At 30.4% G+C, this 3,669-nt stretch carries 2 protein-coding genes and 1 rRNA gene; all 3 read left to right on the forward strand.

The features are described from left to right. Nucleotides 1-8 precede the first annotated feature (8 nt). Nucleotides 9-125: ribosomal RNA gene (rrf, locus tag Ctaglu_RS24390) — 5S ribosomal RNA — on the forward strand. A 437-nt stretch (nt 126-562) separates the two neighbouring features. Further along, entirely contained in the window at nt 563-1,861 is a 1,299-nt protein-coding gene (locus Ctaglu_RS24395) for an HD-GYP domain-containing protein (RefSeq protein WP_125006636.1), read from the forward strand. A gap of 55 nt (nt 1,862-1,916) precedes the next feature. Continuing rightward, on the forward strand, nt 1,917-3,395 hold the full coding sequence (locus Ctaglu_RS24400; protein ID WP_125006638.1) for a methyl-accepting chemotaxis protein: 1,479 nt from the start codon (nt 1,917-1,919) through the stop codon (nt 3,393-3,395). Nucleotides 3,396-3,669: the final 274 nt, after the last annotated feature.

Consider the following 3,669-nt stretch of genomic DNA (forward strand, 5'->3'; position numbering starts at 1 on the left):
TTTCTCAATCTGGTGATTATGGCATGAAGGTAACACCCCTTCCCATACCGAACAGGTCGGTTAAGCTTCAATGCGCCAATGGTACTGCAGGGGTAACTTTGTGGGAGAGTAGGTCGTCGCCAGGTAAGAAAAAACTACTAAGTCTAACTTAGTGGTTTTTATTTTGTATTAAGCTTAATTGTACTCTAAAGGTAACTCTATGGGAGATTAAGTCATCGCCAGGTTGAAAAGAGGATGTCTCAAAAGTCTAAATTATGAATTATATAAAATTTAATATGCATTTATAATGTAAAAAGCTATGAAATGAAGGTATTAAACCTAAATTCCATAGCTTTTATTTGTTTATATTATTTACTTTGAATTATCTCAAACAATAAATTCATTAAAATCTATTTTGAGACAGCCCCTTTTGTTGTTATGATACTAGGTATAACATGAATTATGGAATAATAGAGGAAAATTCTTGTTAGAAAAGCTCATAAAATGGTATAATATGACTAAGAGCTAAAGAGGGCTAGTGATTTATTAAAAGCATTAAATATAAAAGAAAGGTTTTGGCATAATGAATTTAACATTTCAATTTTCAGAATTGGTGGTTAGTATAACTGATACCATAGATTTAATAAGTCCAGTTGTCTCTAATCACCACAAATTAGTAGCATATATCTCCTATTGTTTAGCAAAACAATTAGGACTACCTATTGGTGAACAGATTAAATTAGAAATTGCTGGATCATTACATGATATTGGGGGATTAACACTTAAAGAAAGACTTAAACCCACTGAATTTGAATATAAGGATTTAGACTTCCACGCTGAAAAAGGATATTTATTATTAAATGGATTAAAACCATGTTTAGGTATTGCACAAATAATACGCTATCACCATAATAGTTGGATTAATGGAAATTGTGTAGGTGTTAATAATGAAAAAATTCCATTTGGAAGCCATGTATTAAATTTAGCTGACCGTGTTTCTGTGCTAATTAAGGAAAAAGATAAAAATATCCTAAATTCAGTTGATGAAATACGCGAAAAAATAATTAAAAGAAAAGGAGCTATATTTCATCCTGAAATAGTTGATGCGTTCATGGAAATATCAAAAAAAGATAGTTTTTGGCTAGGAACTCAGTATATTCGTACTCCAAATTTTATAACGCAAAAGAATATTATTGGTTTTGGTGATTTTAGCCATAGCGACTTTGAAGATTTTATGATATTTATGAGTCGGTTGGTAGATTTTAAAAGCCGATTTACAGCATCACATTCATCATCAGTAGCTGCTTGCGCTGAAATTATTGCTAAATATGTGGGATTTACTGAAAGTGAGACTAAAGTTATAAAATACGCAGGCTATATTCATGATTTAGGAAAATTGGCTATCCCAACTGAAATACTTGAAAAGCCAGGGGCGCTTTCAAAAGAAGAATTTGATTTAATGAGAACACATGCTTATCATACTAACAGAGCTTTAGAAAATGTAACTGCTTTTGAAACTATAAGGATATGGGGTGCACTTCATCATGAAAAATTAAATGGAAAGGGATATCCTTTTGGATTAAAGTGTGAAGAAATTCCTTTGGGTTCAAGAATTATTGCGGTTGCGGATATATTCACTGCTATAAGGGAAAAAAGACCCTATAGAGATCCCATGACAAAAGAAAATACAATAAATATTTTAATTGCAATGTCTAATTCTCGTGAGATCGATAACAATCTGGTTGAAATAGTGAAAAAAAATTTTGATGAACTAGATATGGTTAGAGAAAAAGCACATGAAGATACACTATTTGAGTATGAAGAACTTAATAATCAAGTTGAAAAATATAAAAATAGTAGATTGGATTTAGGATTAATATAATGAATTAAATTTATTTTAAGTATATTAAATTTTATAAAAATGGAGGCAGATTACTATGAATTTTTTTAAAAAGGCACCTTGTGATGAAGCGATTTGTATAATTAAACATGTTGAAGATAGGATTAATGGAAAAATAGTGGAACCTATTAAGGTAGATTATCCAATTCACAAAAAATTGTTTAAAACCTTTGATAAGCTTTTAGTAAGTGAAGAGAGAATGTCAAAAAGCTCTAAAAAGATGATTAATATTACATCATCTTTAAGTAATTTCGATGTTGAAATGGCACATTCTTCATATAAGTTAATTAGATTTGCAAATGATATGTCGGCTATAAGTGAATCTAATTTATCTGTGGTAGAACAGATTACTGCAAATATGAGTGAGGTAAATGAAACAATTATAAATACCACTGAAACAATGAGTCGGCTTCATAAATCTTCTAAAGATTTAGTTCAAAAGAATGATGAAAGTATATTTCAATTGAATGAAGTTAATTTATTAAAAGAAGATGTTATAAAGGATGCCACAATAATGAGTGAACAAATCAAACTGTTAGTTGACATGGCTACTAAAGTAAATGAGATAGTAGGTGGAGTAGAATCTATAGCAGATCAAACAAATTTGCTAGCATTAAATGCTGCAATTGAAGCTGCTAGAGCAGGGGAAGCTGGAAGAGGTTTTGCAGTGGTTGCCGACGAAATTAGAAAGCTTGCGGATAACACTAAAACAAATTTAAAAGATATGAGAAGCTTTGTAGATAATATACAGAAAGCAGCCATTGGCGGTCAAGAAAGTATGAATAACACAATAGATTCTACTAATAACATGAATTTAAAACTAGATGCTATATCTCATACAATTAAAGACAATGTATCTATGTTAAAAACTACAATTAAAGATGTGGACAAAATAACAGAATCATTGGGAGATATAAGTGGAGCAGCTGAGCAGATAAATCAAGCAATGGACGAATCTACTAAAGATGTAGAAAAACTTAATGATATGACACAGGTTATTCATGCTGATGCAATACAAAGCAAAGAAAGTGCTAAACAAATATCAAAAATTGATGAAGAACTTAGTGACATTGTAAGAGAGATGCTCTCATCTTTAAATGGTGGGAAGAATGCAATAACAAATGAGGAATTGCTTAGCAATCTCTCAAAAGCCAAAGAAGCACATGGCTCTTGGATAAAAAATTTAAAACGAATGGTAGATGAAATGAAGGTTTACCCTATTCAAACTAATTCAAAAAAATGTGCTTTTGGTCATTTTTACCACTCTATTAATTTAACCCATTCTGATATAGCTAAAGAGTGGACAGCCATTGATAAAGTACATAACGAATTGCATAGTATGGGCACAAAGGTAATAGACGTAATTAATATTAATAATTCCATACAGGCCAATAGTTTTTACTTGCAAACAGAAAAACTATCTAAAGAAATATTTGTTCTTATAGATAATGTTATTAAAGCTATTGAAAGAAAATCCCAATCAGGAATAGAAATATTAGAGGCGGTTAAAGAATAAAGGTATCAGAAGCAATGTACAATTAAATTCAAGGTACTGCTTGTAAAACATAATACACTAATCCTAGTGTATCAGTGTAAAAGAAACTTGCTTATTAGTAGTATTATGAAGAATGCTACTAATGAGTATCTTATTGAGAGGATTAGTATAATCTAGTTAGATAACTTATTGGCTGAAATCATGCTATTATTTATATGATAGAATACTCCTTGTCGTCACATGATGGCAAGCAAGTTGGTCTTTGAAAATTAAACAGAGAAATAGGTAAAATAGC

This window comes from Clostridium tagluense (genome assembly GCF_003865095.1).
In the GTDB taxonomy this organism is placed as follows: Bacteria; Bacillota; Clostridia; order Clostridiales; family Clostridiaceae; genus Clostridium_AD; species Clostridium_AD tagluense.

Bases quoted from the DNA above. Each gene is read 5' to 3' on its own strand.
- Ctaglu_RS24395 (WP_125006636.1), top strand. From the start codon at position 563: ATGAATTTAACATTTCAATTTTCAGAATTGGTGGTTAGTATAACTGAT.
- Ctaglu_RS24400 (WP_125006638.1), top strand. From the start codon at position 1,917: ATGAATTTTTTTAAAAAGGCACCTTGTGATGAAGCGATTTGTATAATT.